Source organism: Vibrio sp. 10N.222.52.C3, from assembly GCF_041474195.1.
In the GTDB taxonomy this organism is placed as follows: domain Bacteria; phylum Pseudomonadota; class Gammaproteobacteria; order Enterobacterales; family Vibrionaceae; genus Vibrio; species Vibrio crassostreae_C.
In genome coordinates this window covers 1-18530 of record NZ_JBFRTQ010000052.1, presented here as the reverse complement: position 1 = coordinate 18530, position 18530 = coordinate 1, and the positions used below count along the sequence as shown (strand labels likewise).

Sequence of the window (18530 nt, the reverse complement as noted above, 5' to 3'; positions counted from 1 at the left end):
ACCTAACTAAAAAAAGCAGCCTAACGAACTAGGCTGCTTTAGAGTTTAGTTGTACTCAGTTAATGAAAGTACTTATGGCTCAGGAACAGTAAATGGACAAACATCACAGGTTGCAATGTTCGATGTTTCCATAAATGCTTCTTGCAAGAACAGCGAGTCAAACGTTGCTGTCACTTGATTCGATAGCATTCCGTCTACTCCAGTTGGTAACACATTTGGCGCATAAGTTTTGCTTACTTGTGTACACACTTGACCAATCGCATCACCAAAGTTCGGTATCCACTCTCCTTCACCCGTTTTACAAGCAAACAACTCAGGATCGGCACTTAATACGCTACATATATTACCAGCACCACACGTGGTCACATCCTCAAGATCATCACAAGGTAAAGCGAAGTCGAGGTAATAACTGCTGTTGACGACTTCGGTAGGTAAGTCAGAACGGCTCAAAGAGTCATCCTTAGAATCCACCAGCGATTCAATGGCCAATGGGATATCACCGGTATTACATATTTCAACATCATAGGTTTTCTTAAGCACAACTTGACCACTATCAACCTCTAAGAAGCTATTACATACCTTAGAAATCTCAACCATTGGACTCAAGTCGATTGGCGGACAATTGTAAGCCACAGGAGCTTGAGCATTCACGATAAGGCCATCAAGATCTACTGAACCATCGATCACACCAACGGCACCATTATTTACAGACAAGTAATTACCCATGAATGAGAATGACTCACCGACACTCCACACTTCATCACCGTTACCCACGACAGGAAGCGCACCTAATATTGGTGACTCAGATAAAAAGGCCACTTGGTAATCACCATTGGTGCCTAACGAACCAGGACCGGTGTTGGTGACCGTCACGGTGTAATCGATGTTAAACATGCCATCAACCGTAAAGCTGGTTGTGTTACAAGTCGCCGCTATACTGATGCTACATAAACTGAATGAACCGACAACGAAGTCAGCCAAAGATGCATCAATCGAACGTGAAGCTCGTGACTCGACTAAGAAGCTACTGAAGCAAGGAATATCCTCAATACCAAACTCATCATTCAACAGAGCTGACAAGTTTAATCGACCTTCCACAAAGCTCTCTGTCGGAATTGACGCTGTTTCACCAGTTTTAGCTAGGTAGTCCCAACCTTGCACGTTCGGTAGCGGTATTGCCCCGATAGAATCATCATTTGAAATCGCACATATCTTATCGACACCAACAGCGCCACTGCCACATCTTGCACCCACGAAATCATTCGATTTAGGGTCACCGTCTGTTTGGAAAATTCTCGTCATATTGTCGGTGACATCGCCATTATTTAAATCCCACTGAAACACTTCTATATAGGGATTACCGCCACTCGCCTGAGGAAATGAAATCAAGACAAGAATGTCTCCATTGACATGCTGCCCAACAAAGTCGCCCTTAGTTTGTCCATCTGGTAATCCTACTTGGTCTTGTAAGAACCAGAAACCAATATACATATCACCATTGTTGGCATATCGGTCTGCACCAAAGTAAATCAGCAAATCGCCTTCGCTTTCAAAGGCAGCAGCATACGCATTGGTAAAGTCATCTTTTGGTTGTGGTGACGCTGTACGGAACGCCCAATCCGTAATGTCGGAATCGTCTTTTGATCCCCCCTTCCAAAAAATTTGGTCGATACCATTACGGTCTTTTTGGAAAAATTCTGCAATCCCAACCATGCTGTTGGGATCATTTACATCGTCCCAATCAATACCACTATTATCACTGGTCGCATTACCATCAAGTTCCATCACATCAACCGTAGCCCACGCCAACTGGGGGCTACTAAACAACAAAAGCACACTGAGTAAATAATTTATAACCTTCATGTTCTCTCTCCATTTGTTCATACTTATGCTTTCAGGATGTTCTGCCCGCCCAAATTGGAGAAATCCTTTAGCAATTCGTAGGTTCGATAGAGCATATTCCAAGCCAACTTCAACTATCTGATTTGGTTGATGTTTATATATTTAAGGCACACCTCTATTGGACGTTTTGTTATCATTTGTCCATAAACAAGGGATTTGACCAAATAATCAAGGACTTGAAAGGGTGAACAAAGTGTCAAAGTAAGACATCTTTAGAGCTTTGATTCGAGGAGAGTGATCTTTAAAAGGTACAATAGCGTAGCCATTTTAACATTCTAAAATAATACGCGATTGAACTTAAGGGTGCCGACTTAACGGTCAACTGAAGGTTCTTTTAAGCAAGCCACAGGCGAACAAACAATGACACAACTGAAGATATTTTATGATGGCACTTGTCCATTATGTGCAAAAGAGATGGCAGCACTGACTAAGTCTGATTCCAAAGATCAGATCCAGACCGTCGATATCTACAGTGAAGCGTTTTCAAACTACCCGCAAATAGATGCCGAGGCAGCCAATACAATCTTGCATGCACTGGACGAAAACGGAAAGCTGCTGCTCGGTTTAGACGTGACTTACCAAGCGTGGAAGCTAGTAGGAAAGGGTTGGCTGTATGCCCCGTTACGTTGGGCGATTTTTAAGCCAATGGCAGATTGGTGTTATCTACGGTTTGCCAAAAATCGATATAAGATTTCGTTTTGGCTAACCGGAAAATCACGTTGCAACGGTAACAGCTGCACAAAATAGTGTTGAGTTAAGACATGCCGCTGGCGACTTTGTAGTAAACGATGCCAAATAGGGCTGCGAACACCAATACCGTAACGGCCACTTTCAACCAAATAAATTTCATGCTTTGTCCTTTTAATTCTGTTTACTGTTCCACGCGACAAGTTAGCACAACAAAACATACGGTTGTGTAATGATTGATAGAACTTTGTAGTCATACCAATCACAGTAGGTAAGTGTCAAGAAATAGCGCAGGAAAAAAGCTTGAGAACAAGGTGGATTTTTTAGATAAGTAGTTATTCTACAATCAAAAAATCTAACGACTTTATCGAGATTTTTAACAAGCTAGGGTGAACAGTTATTTACTACGATTGGTATCAACCCTGATTCCCAGAGAGAACCTTTATGTCGGCAAAAGAGAGAAACCTTCCCACACATCGAATTTCTAGATTCAGTAAGTTCGCTTCGTTGGCGACAAGAGTCGCGGGTAACGTGCTAACGGAAGGCACCAAACAAATTGCACAAGGCAACAGGCCCAAAGCAAAAGACTTACTGTTAACGCCACAAAACATTGCTCGCCTGACCGATCAACTCGCACACCTGCGCGGTGCGGCTATGAAGTTAGGACAGATGCTATCAATGGATGCGGGTGATGTCTTAGAACCAGAGTTAGCCGACATTCTCTCTCGCCTGCGCTCCGATGCCGATCCACTGCCAACAAAACAGCTCAATCAAGTGTTAGAAAGCTCGCTCGGGAACCATTGGAAAACCGAATTCCTGTCCTTCAATTTTAAACCGATCGCCAGTGCATCTATCGGACAAGTTCACCAAGCCTATAGTGATGCTGGGGACAAACTCGCAGTCAAAGTCCAATACCCCGGCATTAGAAAAAGTATCGACAGTGATGTAGATAACGTGGGCACGCTGCTCAATATTGTTGGCTTGATACCAAAGTCGGTCGACTACAAAGGCTTGTTAGAAGAGGCAAAGAAACAGCTCCACGATGAAGCAGACTATGCTCGCGAAGCTGATTACGCAACTCGTTACCATGATGCATTGAAAGAATACTCTCACTTCGTCGTACCTAAGATTCATCCGCAAGTCTCTTCAGAATCGGTGCTCGCCATGGACTTCATCGAAGGCGTCTCGATAGAGCAAATCGAAAGTTACGACCAAAGCACACGTGACTTTGTAATGCACAGCTTAATGGAGCTTCTGTTCAGAGAGTTGTTCGATTTTAAGATGGTGCAAACCGATCCCAATTTCGCCAACTACCTTTATGTTGAAAACACCCGACAAATTGGCTTATTAGATTTCGGAGCAACCCGTGAGTACAGTGACCGCTTCAGCGAGGGTTATCGCTTGGCCTTTTCCTCTGTCATTAACAACGATGAGCAAGTGCTCAACCGAGCTTTAGAGCAAATAGGATTCTTTAGCGAGACAATTCTTCCCGAACAACGCCAAGCGATTCTAAATCTAGTGAAGATGGCCTGTGAGCCGATGTTAGTTGACGAAGAGTACGACTTCAAAGCCAGTGGATTGGCACAAAGGCTTCGTGAAGCAGGCACCATTTTGAGCATGGAACAAGAGTATTGGCATACGCCGCCCGCCGATGCGCTGTTCCTGCACCGAAAAATTGGTGGCATGTATCTATTAGCGGCTCGCCTTGGTGCAAAAGTGAATATCAGTCGCTTGGTCGCTCCATATCTTATCTCAGAGAGCAAAAGCACAACTAAAAGCGCGAGTTAATGAGACAGTAAATAATACGCAAAGTGATCATTTCATCGTGCTCAAGAGTAATAACCATTACGCCAACTAAAATGAGCCAACCCTATGAAATGTTCACTACTTTGCTCAACCGCACTGATTACAAGCCTCACGAGTTCCATCTCCTTTGCAGCGAGCTGTCCCGAAATACTTAATGGCAAACAGCGCTTGTTAAACTCAACCGAAGAAATCGCCTTGTGCGATGAGTTTCAAGGCAAAACTCTATTGGTGGTAAATACAGCGAGCCAATGTGGCTTCACTCCGCAGTTTGAGCAACTCGAGCAACTTCATCAAACCTACAAAGACCAAGGCTTCACGGTAATCGGTTTCCCAAGTAATGATTTTCGCCAAGACAAGGGAAGCGAAGAGAAGACGGCAAAGGTTTGTTACCTAGACTATGGCGTGACCTTCCCAATGATGGCGCGAGCTTCACTGTCTGGTAGCAACGCCAACCCCGTGTTTACAGAGATACAACAGCAAGCGGGCGTAACGCCTAAATGGAACTTTTACAAATTCTTGATCAGTAAAGAAGGTAAAGTCGTCGCCACCTTCCCTAGCTCCACATCTCCAGTGAGTGCCACGCTCAAAAACGCGATTGAGCAGCAGTTATGAAGGCGGATTACATGGCAACAACTCAAACCCGTAACACCATGGCCAAACTGGGGTACATGGGGTTAATTCCGTTTTTATTCGGTCTTCTCCTTTCGCTCACCGACAGCCAATTTATGGGGATAAGCGGTGAAACGCTGTTCATCACCTACAGCGTGGCAATTTTGAGTTTTCTTTCAGGGATCTTGTGGGCAAATGGCATCGAAAACTTTGAAAGCCAATCAAGTAACAAAGCACTGCTAATAAGCAACGCGATTGTGCTCATCGCTTGGCTGGCAGTATTGCTTGGCGAACAAAAAGAGCTAGTGACAACTCTGATTCTCATCTTTGGTTATATTGCGGTTTGGCGAGCTGAAAGGACGATGAGAGAAGAGAACCAGAGCCAAGGTCCTGATGGCTACTTTGATATGAGGACTCGGCTGACCTCTAGTGTCGTGTTAATGCACGGTATCGTGATGCTAACCTAGAGCTACGAGATTGTCTTTGAAGTGTGAGCCTTTGATTTAGTTAAGCGCCTTTGTTAAAAACCGTTAGCAACAATCTAGATGATGAGCTTCATCACTAACCTCGGCTCATCATCACCAAAGTAGTTGTCTTCTTGCTTGATGGTAACGAACCCCATCGATGCATAAAGCGCACGAGCCGATGTGTTATTTGGGTCTACAGTGAGCAAAAGCCTAGCATCTCGAGGCAACTGCTCAACCGCCTGTTGCATCAGTTTCCGGCCAACTCCCATGCCACGATAATTCTGGTCTACAGCCAATGATAGGACCCAAAACTCATTCTGCTTGTCTGTGGTTGTCGTTAAGGCATAGCCAGCAATCTTTGAGTCTTGCTTAGCAACCAATAAACCTTTTCCCCAGCAATCAAAGGCCTGACGAAAGAAAAACAGCGGATAGGCGTGAGCGCCAAACAAAGCATGTTCAAGCTGGTAGATATCAGCCAGTTCTTGTTTTTCCGCACAAACAACATTCATAGATAGACCTCATTTAAACCGAACCTCAAGTTTAAACATGCAAACTCAAAGGTGCTATTAATAATATATCAACAGCCTAAAGGCTTACGAACTACCTTAACGAAGATGCCACTTAACTAACGCCTGAGGAGTAGATTAGGTTACTTATGTTTTACTGTCGAATAACCAACAAATTTGCGCCAGATAACGCAAGAAAAACCGAGCACGCTTTGTTGAAACGTTTTGCCATTTGTGGCTTAGAGAACCAGTTTCTGAGGTATAAGCCAAATGCCGCGTAGATCGATATCGCGAGCATTTCTAACACTAGGAATGTGCCACCTAGAATGAAGAACTGTGTGTTTACATTGGCTGAAACATCAACGAATTGAGGCAGAAATGCGGTAAAGATGAGTATCGCTTTAGGGTTACCAGCTGCAAGGGTGAACTCTTGTTTAACTAGACCAAACCAATTCTTATTACGTTCAATGTCCGCTATTGGGCTAGCTTGTGAGCGCCATAGGTTGAACGCGATCCACAACAGATACATCGCGCCAAATAGTTTGATCAGGAAAAACAGCGTTTCAGAAGTATAAAGCACAACCGCTAAGCCAGATGCAGCCAAAGCAATCATGCCAGAAAAAGCGAGGATTCTTCCTAGGCCTGCGACAAAGGCGGCCTGAAATCCGTAACAACGGGCGTTGTTCATTGATAACAAATTATTGGGAGCCGGTGTCATATTGAGCGCAAAACAAGCGGGGATAAACAGCAGTAACTTCCAGATTTCCATTGGTGCTTCCTAATTGCCAAATGCCGTGATTATAAAATCCTTAAACAAGGTCTTATCGTTTATAACAGCATTTCATATCTTTTGTAACTGCATAAAAAATAAGCACCAAATCTATACAGTAAATTTTCAATCAGTTCTCAAAAAACTGTTCGTACTCGGGTGTCGCTAGATTTTCGGCGACACCAATCTCACCGACGAAATAGATAGCGCTCGCAATTGTATCTATCGTTGGGTTTGATTCTCGCTCTGGGAAGTCGCCAACAGCAGGAACAGATTTTGGCGCAGACACCGAACTACAAACAAGGCTATTACATACCCTGTTTTGATTTTCTAAGGAGATAGCTTCAGGAACGTCAAAGTGCTGAGTGAGTACGTCGTGGTTAGACAATTCAGACGAAGCATACGATAAGGTTGAGAATAGAGCTGAGAGCACAATCCACTTGTTCATGTATCTTTCCATTGATGGCATTCATTGAATTTATAAATACTATCGAATCTCACACATTATGAACAGTGTTTTATTTTAATTTGCGTGAGACTGCTTACCCAGCATCAACTTGTCGAGCAGAGCTTGCGGGACAACGATCACTGAGTATTTAACAAAGGCCACCAGCGCGATTACACCAACAGCCGATCCAAGAATAAAGTCATGGACATCAACCAACACCAATCCCAGAAGTTGATCACTCGCTATCGCTACTAATGCGATGCTAACTGCGGTTACCCACTTGCTGTGTTCATAAGGTAATTGTTCCATCGCTTGGCTTACAACATACAGAAGCATGAGCCGCACAACATAAGTTGCACAAAGAACCGCGACAACACCCCACACGCCATAAATAGGCGTCACTGTGAAATAACCAATGGCCGCCAAGACCGCACATCCACCTTGAATCCACATTTGAGATTGACTCGAATCGCCACTGAAACAACCAAGGTTAAGATAATCACCTGCATTTTTGATAACGCTAATCGCAAGCAGCGCAACAACAATGGCCCCCGCGTAATGATAACTGCTCGGTAAAATGAGAGAAATAAATCCGGGTACCGTTAGAATCATCAACGAACCTAAAACAATGGCGAGGTTCACTCCGACTAACGCCCTATCGGCACACATCTTACTGCCACCCGGCTGTTGAAGCATCGCCACACGGTTTGGAAACCACCAAAGCGCGTAAGGCTGCAACAACAGACCAAGAATCAACGCGAACTTTCCGCTAACCGCATAAATCGCGAGTTCTTCGACACCGACGAAGCTTGCCATTACCCAGCGGTCGAGCCCCATGATCATATACATTGATGCACCGCCAACCAGAACGGGCAGTCCGAATTTTAAGATCTTCGCCGAGTATTTGAAGCAACCAAAAGATCCCATCTCTTGCCATTGATAACGCACTAAACAAACCATTAGCAACACACTGGATACCGCAGCTGAAATCAACACGCCATCTATACCGTATCCAGCCTCAAGCAAAACAAAAGTCATGATGGCTTGAACACCGGCTTTCAACACATTGAGCATGCAAAAACGTTTCGCCATCGCGTTCATACGCATCAGCGTTAGCGGGATAGAAATCGCCCCATCGAGCATGGTAGGAATAAGCAGAAGCAGTATCTGGTAAGGCTGGAATTCAACTGGCAACATTAAGATTAACAACGGCATACTGAGGGCAATCAAGGCGCCCCCAAGCACGCACACCAGCACGCTCAATGTGAAGCAGTTCGAGACGAGCTTTTGCTTTTCATCACCTTCGGCGACACCCACATAACGATACATGGCATCGACAATACCGAAGCTGAACAATATCGTCCCAATGTCTGCCAGCAAGACAATGGCTTCTAAGGAACCATACTCTGCCAACGTCATATTGTGCGTAATGTACGGGATCATCACCAATGAAATCCCTTTCATCATTAATATACCGATGGCGTAGTAAGCCGACTGCTTTAAAGAACCCATAGTCGTCACCTTTTCCTTACCAAGCTGGCTTTAGGAAACTTTTACAGTCTCCAATTAGGTGTCGCAATGTGCGTTTTTGAGGTGACATGACCAAAGAACGGAAACTGTAGGCAATAGCCTGTCTATTCTGTTGTAAACCTCGATAATAGTCAGCATAACCTTCCAGTATTCTCGCCTTTGCGATTTTGAAGCTAGAAGTGGGTAGATTCCATCGTTGACTGTCATTTTGGTAATGTTGAAGAATAGTCTCTATAGACTGCAAATTTCTCAATTTAAGACTTTCAGTTTGGGTAACAGAGCTCGCTCTCATCAAGTAGCCAACCTGCACCGAGTTCAACACACCGATCTGATGGTTTTCACTCATTCGAAGCCACAGTTCCCAATCTTCCCCATACTTGATGTCAGCATTGAAACTGTCTGTTTGAGAAAACACATCCGCTTTCACCATGACCGTTGATGTTCCAATCACGTTATTTTCTATGATGAACTCCAACGGGTTCTCGATATTGATGAACAGCTCATCTTGATCTTGAAACTGCGACCAGTAACTAAAGCAGTCGACTATTACTTGGTAATCTTCAGTAAGATGCTCGTAGTTAGTAAAGCTCATCGCGAGATCAGGGTAACGTTGATGAAATTCGAGTTGGCGCTCAATTTTTTCAGGAAACCAGAAATCGTCTGCGTCTAAAAAAGCGATGTATTCACCGGTCGCCTTTTCAATCCCTAGGTTTCTCGCTTGAGGCGCACCAACACCCAATGTGGACAACGTAATAATGCGTTCATCGTCTATAGAAGCAAGATACGTCGACGTTCCATCGTTACTGTTATCGTCAATGACAATCAGCTCAACATCTTGATGAGTCTGCTTTAGTACACTACCAATCGCTTTCGGCAGGTAATCCAAACAATTGTAGGTAGGAATAACAACACTTACTTTAGCCATAATGACGCCCTCAGATTTATACGTTATATGGCTGACGTTGCATGTTCTATGCCGAGAGTGTCTTACTACAAAATCACCTCTATATCAGTCACCTACGCGTCCATTCTCAAAATGACGACCAAACACAGATGTTCAAAAAAACTGCAACTCCAATTTGATTATCAATTTGAGAAAACGAGCCACCTCTTAAGGGGTAACCTTCGAAAAGCAATCAGAAAGCCCTCCAAAGCTACGATTCGATCTTGGTTCGTATCTTGCTTTATTGGTTATTACCTTGGCTTGATAGCTTTAGTCATATGGATTTGAGGAGTAAGGAATGAAGAAAGTAGCATTTGTGGCGCCAACCTACCCAGTACTCAGTGAGACCTTCATTCAAACAGAAGTCGACTCTGTGAAAGCGTGTGGGCACGATGTTTGTGTAATGACGTTCAAAATTGAAAACAGCGAAAAACAGTTCGACTACGACATTGTCGAAATAGGTAAAAATGTTCGGATGGGTAAAGTCGCCAGCATTAACTGGATAGGTTTCATCAAGGCTGTCTCATTTATTTCTAAGCAAACCAGTATGCCCAAAAAGTCACTGTTCGCTTATGGTTTTAAATTAGCGCTACAACTTGCGGAAAGCGACGTCGAACACGTTCATGCGCATTTTTGTCAGCACACTACAGCACACGCCATCGTCGCGGCAAAACTGCTGAATATCACCTGCTCGTTCGTTGCTCATGGTCATGATGTTTATGAGTTCGCTTATGACATTGAACATAAAATTTCATCGAGTGATTTTGTGGTTGCAGTGTGTAAAGACATGCTTGCTGACTTCAACACCATGGCGAAAGGAAACATTAAACTCTTGCATTGCGGAGTTAATACCAAACAATTCCAACTCAACCCAAAAATCGAAACGAAGCAACTTCGCTTTGTTTTCCTTGGCCGATTAGTGGAGCAAAAAGGTATCCACCATCTTATTGATGCATTGGCGCCGATTGCCGAACCTCTCGATATTCATCTCGATATCGTCGGTACTGGCGATTTAGAGCAACAGTTAAAGTTACAGGTCAAAGAGCAAGGGCTCACTCGAAACGTGACCTTTCTTGGCGCTAAGCCTCATGAATGGGTGAAAGAGAAACTATCGAATTATGACAGCCTAATCGCGCCCTTCTGTTTTTCCGAAACCGGATGTGTGGATACAGGGCCTCTGGTTTTAAAAGAAGCGATGGCTGTGGGAACGCCAGTCATTACCACCAACATCATGGGATGCAAAGAGATCGTCTCACCAGAGACAGGTTTTGTGGTTAACGAAAAAAACGTGGAAGAATTAAGAGAAGCGATTGAGCGTTTCGCGCAGCTAAGCAGCAACGATAAAGCATCGATGGGTTTAAAGGCGCGTGAGAGAGTGAAAGACAGTTTTAACTCGATCAAACAAGCTCAGCAATTATCTCGTTGGATAGAGAACCCAGTTCCATAAGAAAACGGAGCACCACAAAAACAAAAGAGCGCTACATCCATTTGAAATGTAACGCTCGTCTAGCACTGCCTAATGATGGCGACTTATGCTTTCAGTGACTTTCAGTAGCTTTTCATTAAGAAGCCTAACTAGCCTGCTCGCAGTGCCAAAATAGACTCAATATCGTCGATGTCACGATATTGAGCGAGTTGTTGCTCTTTCGATGAAATAGCCACAATCGACATTCTATCGGCCAATTCGTTACCTTCAATACCAACGTGTCCGTTCACATGGTAGATGGTAATTTTTGAAGCCAGCTCTTGGTAGAGCGCATACGCCGGCTTAATAATATCGAGGTTTTTGATCTCGCCGCCCGACTTAGTCCAGCCCTTTTTCTCCCAACCCGTTGCCCACTTAGTAATACAATCTATCGAGTACTTAGAGTCACAATAGATCGCTACAGACAGACCCGCGTTTAACTTCTCTTTTGCGAGCAAAAACGCCTGTTTAAGGCCATGCAACTCAGCGGTATTATTGGTACCAACAGGTTGATACAAGCCATACCACAATTCGGTTAATTGGTTGTTTTGGTATACCGCTAACCCCGTCCCTGCTTCACCAGGGTTTGGTTCACACGCACCATCGGTAAAGATCTTGATATCAAAAGGCATATCTGTGATTTGCTGCTCCGAAAGAGGCGGCACCTTAGCTTTCGTCGACTTACCCGCAGAGCTTGGCTTTGTCGCAGTAGAACCTGACGCAGACGACGTTTTACCACCGAAAGCAGACTCAGCCTCGTCTAGTGTTGGAAACGATTTATATCTCGCACCAGCGAAACCATCGACTTGGGATTTACACTCGTTCCAAGTGGTAAAAATACCCGGTGTGCGACCTTTCCAAACCACATAATATTTCTTAGCCAAACTAACTCCTTACCAAAACCTAAACACACAAACAGTGAATCAGTACATTAGATGCCACCACGCTATACGTTGCAAGGTCTATCACTCTAAAACAGGTCTAAAAAAGCTGCGTTCATAACTCACGATGCAATCAACTTCGTCTGCAAATTCAAACGCTTTAATACACTCAGCATCGTTCAACGATTTAATCCGATACTCTTCATAGGCAGCCAAACTTTCAAAGGTAAACAGCGCCAAGGCAATATTGTTCGCCCCTTCCGACGGTAAGAAATAACCATTGTGTTGGCCCCCGAATTTAGCGACCAGAGGAATCCACATTTTTGCGTATGCCTCAAACTCATTTACCTTTTTAGGATCAATCACATATCGAACATAACAAGTAATCATATTTATACAGCCCTTAAATAATAGGAGAAACACAAAGCCTAAGTTGACATTGAAGTTGAAGCTCACGAGAAAAGGTAATCAACCGCGACAAGGTTATAGAACAAAAACACCGCCATGCTAACGCCGATCGTTAGTAGCACATTGCCTGTTTTCCAAATCAATAAGCCAGTCACCACCGCGCCTATCAAGTATGGGTTTTCAAGGCTTGGCCAAAATGTTTGTTCAGGAGCAAATACAATTGGCCCCCAAATCGCAGTCAGCACCGCTGGGCTTGAATAGCGCAATAGGCGCCTTGCGGTTTGATTGAGTCGAAGCGGGATTGCAGGCTCAAGAAACAGATACCGACTAAAGAAAACAATCGCAGTCATGAGGAATATCGTTAACCAAATCATCTCTATTTCCCCTCCACGATTGTCTTGTTACCGTTGTTTCGCTCTTGGAACGATTCACTCAAAAAGCCCGCTAACATACCTGCAATCGCTGCAATCATTAGTCCGCCCTCAATATTGTTAACCGACATGGCAACCGAAGTGACCAGTGAAACCACCACACACACCACGACGGGTAGAGTTCGGATTAATGGGAACACCAAAGCGATAAAGGTTGCTGCGACCACGAAATCGAGCCCAATTTCATTGAGTGAAGGAATTTGGCTTCCCGCGACAATGCCAACGAAGCTCGCAATATTCCAAACGAGATAAAAACCGCCGCCTACACCCGCAGCATACCAGCGATTAAATTCATTCTGAGACTGCCCACTACAAATCGCGAACAGCTCGTCGGTGAGCCAAAAACCGAGTAATAGACGCCAACGCGCAGGAAGATGGCTGATTTTGTCACGCATCGATACGCTATACAGAAAGTGCCTTGAGGTGATGAACAGTGTGGTCAACAACATAGTGCCTAAAACAATACCCGCTTTAAACATACCTGCAGCAACAAGTTGTGCTGAGCCAGCAAACAAAATAGCCGACATCGCTTGCGCTTGAAGTTGATTCAATCCGGCATCTATCGCATATGAACCGGCTAGAATTCCCCAAGGGATTACCGCAATACTCAAAGGCATTCCCGCTAAAACGCCTTTCCATAACTGTGTTCGTCTATCCATTGTTTCACTGTCCATATCATTCTTTTCTCTCTTTACATTCGCTATTCAATGTAAGAAGAGTGGAGTCGGTTCGATTGCACAAACTTGCTCGATTTCGCGAACCAATTAAGGTGTCCGATTTAGAGCATTTTAATGTATTGCCCCGGCGTGTAGCCATTGGCCTTTTTGAAGTGTCGATGAAAATGGCTTTGGTCGTGAAAGCCACACTCTTGCGCGGTATCTGAAATGGTATGCCCTTGCTTCAATAGCTTACGAGAAAGCCTTAGCCGAGATTGGATCTGATACGCATGTGGCGGAAGACCAAACTCTTTTTGAAAAGAACGTACTAAGTGAAACGGACTCAATGCCGCTAACTTAGATAGCTCTTCTAGGGACACATCGGCTTGTGGAAAGTCATCTAAGAACTCTTTCACTAAGACAAGTTGGCGCTGAGTTTTCCCATCGAGTTGGGGGTTAAGCGGCGATTTTCCATGTCGGCTAATCAGCTTAACCAACATCCCATACATCAAGGTCTCTCTTAACAGGCGATTGTCGGATTCATCTATCGTGTTAAAGACCAACCTCAATTGATTAGCGAGTTCAGGATCTTCAACAACCGCTCTTGGGAAGTAAGGCGCGCCGTAATTGGGTAGGTTAAGCTCTTGAGTGATCTTAGCAAGTTGCTCTGGGAGTGGATACATGGCTCGATACGCCCAACCGCCTTCAGTGGCAGAGTGACCGCTATGGACTTCGTCGGCATTGACCAGAATAATCGCATTTTGTGGCGCAATATGATGTCCGCCCGTTCGATAGAAACGCTGAGCGCCCTGCTCGATGACTCCCAGCGTATAGCCCTCGTGGCTGTGGCGCGAGAAGTTCTGCTTTTCGTATTCAGCATTAAGAATTTCAAGGCCGCCGAGCTCTTCGGTTATCTTATATTCGGCCTTTTCTTTAGAGCGTTTCTTGTTCTCCATAACAATTCCTAAGCCTGTTAATTATCGAGCGACTTATCAGTCTACTCTATTGTCTCTTTCAGCTTTTGTACAAAATTGCGCTTTTGTTTGTTAATACTGTTTTTGTCGTTGGCTTAATAACGCTTTCTAACTGGGAGGAAAGTCTTGGTCTATAACTAGTTGGCAAAAAATTGACAATAATTTAATCATACACGCCAATACTGTCTGCAAATCATCGGCAATAGACCTGATACACCATGAAAGACACGCTAATCCTTTTCTTTTTCCTGAGCCTAACAGGGTGCACTCATAACCAATCAAAAGCACTGAGCATGAACTCCTCGTCGGTCAATACATATCCTCAATCGATGTCGGACCTGCAACTGTGCGACACCTTGTATTACGGGCGCTCAAGCAACCAGACACTCGCAGCAATTGGCAGTGAATTCAATCGAAGAGGGTTATCAAAAAGTTGGTGTGACACCGAAACTAATAAGCTTTATTTAACCAAGACAATCGATTGGGTTGCTGACCAAGTAGAAGGCAAAGAAGATTCAGAGGAAGAAGCGTCGGCAGTGGTGTTGCCAGCGAATTAGAACGGGTTAGCAATGTTGTTTGCTTATTAGCCGAGCTACCTAGTCAGGACTAGCCGAACTTACTTTATTGTTCAGGCACATCATTGATATGTTGTGACACACGAACTAGCTTACTGGTTTTAAAACCCATGCTCTGCGCCCGTTCAATCAGCGAGTCTAAGTCTTGTTTGGTGAACTCTGCAGTGCGATACAAGATCTGTAAGGTATTTTTGGTAGGACCCACCAACAAAGCCTGAGTGTAATCTTCATTCAAGAAAATTACCTTTCTCTGCTTCTCATAAGGGCTATTCGCTTCGACTGAAAACCACGCTTCGGTTTGAGAGCCCTTAAATGTTGCGGCTTGTTCTTTGGTCTTCCACTCATTCTTTTTCGCGTTATAGCCTCGAGTTGTCAGCTTAAGATTACCGTCAGATTCAAATAAAAAGCTAAACGACAAAGAACCGAGCTTTGATTGCAATGGATGCGGGATAAAACAAGCGGAATACCATGTACCAGCGAAGCGTTCGGCATCAAAGTCAGAGGCGGGGATTTTAGACGTAGGTTTACTGCCACGAAACGTAAACAACAGCTTAATCATTAGCATCGCTAATATTTTGTATGTCATGTCACTTACTCTTTATTCGATTGTTATTAGACCCACACCTTCGATCGCATAATCAGTCGACGAATTGGTCTGTTTTTACAAGCTTAGCCAACAAGGTCTGTAACTGCTTGGATTCGTCTTCACTCAACGCACTCTGAAACTGCTCGCTGATACTATCGACCATAGGCTCACAATATTCGGCAAGCTTCTTGCCCTCTTCCGTTAAAGAAAGAAGTTTTACCTTTTTGTTCGTTTCACTCTTGCTGGCCTCAATAAGGTTCAGCTTAATCGCGTTATCAACCAAACGCTTGGTCACAGAGCGATTTCGAAGCAAGTAATTGGTTAACTCTTGCTGAGTGATTTTGCCATGCTTATCTAACACTCGAAGCGCACCAAACATCTCTAGAGAAATGCCCGAAGTGGTGCCCATCTCAGCGGTGATTTGAGCTCGAAACTGTTTGTAAGCAAAGCCCATTAAGAACATAGGATTGCTGTCGAGTGCATCAATTCCGGTGATGGATAATGCTGGTTGATTTTCCATATATAATTCCTTGGCAGACCACTAATAATACCAACACGATGGACATTAACTCTGCACGAAAGTAGGTATCTTGCAAACCAAGATCGGTTGCTGAAACATAGAGTTGCAATGGTAGCATAGTTCCTAACATCGCTTCAGTATGCATACCTCGCACGCCACCACGACTGCCGCTGATCCAAATTGCTATCATGGTCACCAAGCTTGTTAGTCCAATGATATACACCCAATTATAGGAGTGTTGCCCCGCTAACAAGGTTACGAAGACCAACGCCAATGCACAACCACCAACGTGGGCTTGTAAACAGTTTTTCACCACCATTTGATAGTTCATGCGTTCACTTTGCGCAGCCGCAATAATCACAGGCATCATACAGAACGTCGCGGCAATCAAATCGACCATCATCAAAAATGCTAAACCAACTCCAAGCATGACCACATATATCACTCGCTGCTGGTACGTCACAGGAACACTTTGCATTGGCAGCGGCGACATCGCTTTGGGCGGCTTTAAGAACAGCATCACAAATCTCACCACAACCATGGTCGTCACCATGCTCACTGCTATATCGCGAACCCAGTCCGTCATCGGCATTGGGCCATGTTGTGCAAACACAATCACCAAAAACCAATTGAGCAATGGGATGTAGATTTTCCCAAGTTTGGCAGGCGTGTCGGCCCACCTTCTTGCTAAATCAAATACCCATAAACTGATCCCCCAAACCACTGCCGGGTGTGAGGCAAATAACTGATCGACAAGCAGAGCCACACAAGCGACACCCAAGATAGGGAGAAACGCTTTGAGCATACCTCTCACTGAGTAGTCGTTAATCTTGGTCGCCGCCATTACCGGATAAAGAGCGAGGTACGCCGCAACACCTAGCTGTAGCCAAAGTTGAGCCAACATACCCAAAGACACGATAGCGCTGATCCAAGCTACTTCAGACCAGTTAATCGGGCCTCGAACTTCGTTATTCATAATCTGCCTCTTAGGTCGTAAATCGTTATTTCGTCAGTGGGTAGTCAGTTAGTCGATGATTGAAGAGCACAGTTAAACTAGGTAACGAATGCGAGCTAGCACTTCCATCCATGCACTTCCGATCACATCCCAAAACGTCGCTTCAGGCACCACCATCACGCTCACTTTAGAGCCTGAGAACAATGAGTGATCAAGTGACGGCAACGTTACTTGTGTACGCACTTTTTGTTGGTCTCGAATCCAGCGATCATCATTCACGACTTTCGCGAGGCCGCTGTTGTCGCTGCTCGCATCATAGATAGCCAGTTCACGACCTTGAATATTTCCCTCAAACACCTCACCAGGCATTGCATCAAACACCAAACGAACGGTTGTTCCCGCAGTCAGATTTGCACTGCCCTTTTCGTTGAAGTCTGCGTTAATCCAAGCATGCTGGCGATCAACCAAAAACAAAACGGGGCTGCCAGCGCCAACATAGGTTCCTGAGTTAAGGTTGAGATTGCTGATTACGCCATCAACAGGCGCGACGATTGTCGTTTTGTCCAAATCCAATTGCGCCAGTTCAACGCGAGTTCGAGCAACAGCCAAAGCACCGTTGTCGCTGCTTTTCTCAAGCTCAGCTTTTATCTGCTCAATATCGGCTTGCGCAGCTTCGACGGCTTGCTGTCTTACAATCGTGTCCGATCGGCTATCGTCTAGCGTTTCTTGGCTAACAAGTTTTCTCGAAATCAATTGCTGGTTACGCTTCAATTTTCTCTCGGCATTCAGAGCTTCGTGTTGGCGCTGACGTAACGTCGCTTCCGCGCCATGCAAGTGCTGCTTGTTTGCTTCATAGCTTTGCTCTGCTTCAACCAAAGCCGCTTCAGCCTGAGTTAACGCCAATTCAAAACGAGTTGGATCTAAGCGAACTAGCAGTTCCCCTTTTTTTACATCCTGACCATTCTTAACAGCCAACTCCACCACTGGCGCCGACACTTCTGCAGCAATACGGCTGGTTGGAATGTGCAATTGAGCTTGAGTTGTGAACGGCGCAAGGTTGTCACTTGCCACCAAGAAAAGAGCAAACAAGGCACTGGTGCCAAGTGTTAGATAGAGCATCCATTGATACGCTTTATTAGCCATAATGTTTCACCTGCAACAAAATAATGCGCTCATTGTATTGATTTTTGTTTCAGATGCAACATAAATCAAAGGTGAGTATCTTAAAGATCTTGCGAGAAGTACAGCAAGCTACTGTTTATGAAAGATATAAATAGAAATTTAGATAAGAAAAAGTCGTGTAGTTAGTTTGGGAAGCAAGAGTTCCAGAAGTTATCTAATGCCTTTGCTCACAATGATATGCATTAACATTAATATTAATATTAATATTCTTTAACATTTGATTAACCAAC

21 protein-coding genes are annotated in these 18530 nt (G+C 44.5%); 6 read left to right on the top strand and 15 right to left on the bottom strand.

Features of this window, described 5'->3' with window-relative positions; translation table 11 throughout:
• Nucleotides 1-72 precede the first annotated feature (72 nt).
• On the bottom strand, nucleotides 73-1863 hold the full coding sequence (locus AB4517_RS09720) for a hypothetical protein (RefSeq protein WP_136974206.1): 1791 nt from the start codon (nucleotides 1861-1863) through the stop codon (nucleotides 73-75).
• 399 nt (nucleotides 1864-2262) lie between these two features.
• Here AB4517_RS09720 and AB4517_RS09715 point away from each other — a divergent pair, with 399 nt between their 5' ends.
• From AB4517_RS09715 to AB4517_RS09700, 4 genes are all read left to right on the top strand, one after another.
• Nucleotides 2263-2649: a thiol-disulfide oxidoreductase DCC family protein gene (locus AB4517_RS09715; RefSeq protein ID WP_136974207.1), complete on the top strand. Its 387-nt coding sequence runs from the start codon at nucleotides 2263-2265 to the stop codon at nucleotides 2647-2649.
• 384 nt (nucleotides 2650-3033) lie between these two features.
• Nucleotides 3034-4377, top strand: a complete 1344-nt coding sequence (locus AB4517_RS09710) for an ABC1 kinase family protein (protein ID WP_372148269.1) — start codon at nucleotides 3034-3036, stop codon at nucleotides 4375-4377.
• An 84-nt stretch (nucleotides 4378-4461) separates the two neighbouring features.
• Complete coding sequence (locus AB4517_RS09705) at nucleotides 4462-5007, top strand: glutathione peroxidase (protein WP_372148268.1); 546 nt, start codon at nucleotides 4462-4464, stop codon at nucleotides 5005-5007.
• Nucleotides 5004-5471, top strand: coding sequence for a DUF3429 domain-containing protein (locus tag AB4517_RS09700; RefSeq protein ID WP_017062213.1), 468 nt, complete (start codon nucleotides 5004-5006; stop codon nucleotides 5469-5471). The genes AB4517_RS09705 and AB4517_RS09700 overlap by 4 nt, the downstream gene beginning before the upstream one ends.
• Nucleotides 5472-5545: 74 nt before the next feature.
• Here the strand turns inward: AB4517_RS09700 and AB4517_RS09695 are convergent, their stop codons facing one another.
• The 5 genes from AB4517_RS09695 to AB4517_RS09675 all read right to left on the bottom strand — a co-directional run bounded on the left by AB4517_RS09695 (nucleotide 5546) and on the right by AB4517_RS09675 (nucleotide 9649).
• Nucleotides 5546-5980 carry an N-acetyltransferase gene (locus tag AB4517_RS09695; protein ID WP_017062214.1) on the bottom strand — a complete coding sequence of 145 codons (435 nt, stop codon included), beginning with the start codon at nucleotides 5978-5980 and terminating at the stop codon, nucleotides 5546-5548.
• A gap of 151 nt (nucleotides 5981-6131) precedes the next feature.
• Nucleotides 6132-6746: a LysE family translocator gene (locus AB4517_RS09690; RefSeq protein WP_372148267.1), complete on the bottom strand. Its 615-nt coding sequence runs from the start codon at nucleotides 6744-6746 to the stop codon at nucleotides 6132-6134.
• A gap of 130 nt (nucleotides 6747-6876) precedes the next feature.
• A complete protein-coding gene (locus AB4517_RS09685) occupies nucleotides 6877-7194 on the bottom strand; it encodes a hypothetical protein (RefSeq protein WP_017070274.1) in 318 nt (105 codons plus the stop codon).
• Between the two features lie 75 nt (nucleotides 7195-7269).
• Nucleotides 7270-8706: a lipopolysaccharide biosynthesis protein gene (locus AB4517_RS09680; protein WP_017067059.1), complete on the bottom strand. Its 1437-nt coding sequence runs from the start codon at nucleotides 8704-8706 to the stop codon at nucleotides 7270-7272.
• Nucleotides 8707-8722: 16 nt separating this feature from the next.
• Nucleotides 8723-9649 (bottom strand): glycosyltransferase, encoded by a 927-nt coding sequence (locus tag AB4517_RS09675; protein WP_017062218.1) that lies wholly within the window; start codon nucleotides 9647-9649, stop codon nucleotides 8723-8725.
• Nucleotides 9650-9965: 316 nt separating this feature from the next.
• On the opposite strand from AB4517_RS09675, the gene AB4517_RS09670 reads away from it, so the two are divergent.
• The gene (locus tag AB4517_RS09670) at nucleotides 9966-11114 is read left to right on the top strand and encodes a glycosyltransferase family 4 protein (protein WP_372148266.1); all 1149 of its coding nucleotides are present in this window, start codon (nucleotides 9966-9968) and stop codon (nucleotides 11112-11114) included.
• Nucleotides 11115-11242: 128 nt separating this feature from the next.
• Here the strand turns inward: AB4517_RS09670 and AB4517_RS09665 are convergent, their stop codons facing one another.
• The 5 genes from AB4517_RS09665 to AB4517_RS09645 all read right to left on the bottom strand — a co-directional run bounded on the left by AB4517_RS09665 (nucleotide 11243) and on the right by AB4517_RS09645 (nucleotide 14464).
• Nucleotides 11243-12016: a viroplasmin family protein gene (locus AB4517_RS09665; protein WP_017070271.1), complete on the bottom strand. Its 774-nt coding sequence runs from the start codon at nucleotides 12014-12016 to the stop codon at nucleotides 11243-11245.
• Nucleotides 12017-12097: 81 nt separating this feature from the next.
• Nucleotides 12098-12403, bottom strand: coding sequence for an NIPSNAP family protein (locus AB4517_RS09660; RefSeq protein ID WP_017070270.1), 306 nt, complete (start codon nucleotides 12401-12403; stop codon nucleotides 12098-12100).
• Between the two features lie 62 nt (nucleotides 12404-12465).
• The gene (locus tag AB4517_RS09655) at nucleotides 12466-12795 is read right to left on the bottom strand and encodes an AzlD domain-containing protein (RefSeq protein ID WP_029235401.1); all 330 of its coding nucleotides are present in this window, start codon (nucleotides 12793-12795) and stop codon (nucleotides 12466-12468) included.
• A gap of 2 nt (nucleotides 12796-12797) precedes the next feature.
• Complete coding sequence (locus AB4517_RS09650; protein ID WP_372148265.1) at nucleotides 12798-13526, bottom strand: AzlC family ABC transporter permease; 729 nt, start codon at nucleotides 13524-13526, stop codon at nucleotides 12798-12800.
• Nucleotides 13527-13630: 104 nt separating this feature from the next.
• Nucleotides 13631-14464 carry an AraC family transcriptional regulator gene (locus tag AB4517_RS09645; protein WP_048614742.1) on the bottom strand — a complete coding sequence of 278 codons (834 nt, stop codon included), beginning with the start codon at nucleotides 14462-14464 and terminating at the stop codon, nucleotides 13631-13633.
• A gap of 236 nt (nucleotides 14465-14700) precedes the next feature.
• Between AB4517_RS09645 and AB4517_RS09640 the strand changes: the two genes are divergently transcribed.
• A complete protein-coding gene (locus AB4517_RS09640; protein WP_372148264.1) occupies nucleotides 14701-15039 on the top strand; it encodes a hypothetical protein in 339 nt (112 codons plus the stop codon).
• A gap of 64 nt (nucleotides 15040-15103) precedes the next feature.
• On the opposite strand, the gene AB4517_RS09635 is transcribed toward AB4517_RS09640, so the two are convergent.
• The 4 genes from AB4517_RS09635 to AB4517_RS09620 form a co-directional block, all read right to left on the bottom strand.
• Nucleotides 15104-15643, bottom strand: coding sequence for a lipocalin family protein (locus tag AB4517_RS09635; protein WP_017062226.1), 540 nt, complete (start codon nucleotides 15641-15643; stop codon nucleotides 15104-15106).
• 52 nt (nucleotides 15644-15695) lie between these two features.
• Nucleotides 15696-16163, bottom strand: a complete 468-nt coding sequence (locus tag AB4517_RS09630; protein WP_372148263.1) for a MarR family winged helix-turn-helix transcriptional regulator — start codon at nucleotides 16161-16163, stop codon at nucleotides 15696-15698.
• Entirely contained in the window at nucleotides 16126-17139 is a 1014-nt protein-coding gene (locus tag AB4517_RS09625) for a DUF2955 domain-containing protein (RefSeq protein ID WP_017070267.1), read from the bottom strand. The genes AB4517_RS09630 and AB4517_RS09625 overlap by 38 nt, the downstream gene beginning before the upstream one ends.
• Before the next feature lie 72 nt (nucleotides 17140-17211).
• Complete coding sequence (locus AB4517_RS09620; protein WP_017062229.1) at nucleotides 17212-18261, bottom strand: HlyD family secretion protein; 1050 nt, start codon at nucleotides 18259-18261, stop codon at nucleotides 17212-17214.
• Nucleotides 18262-18530 lie beyond the last annotated feature (269 nt).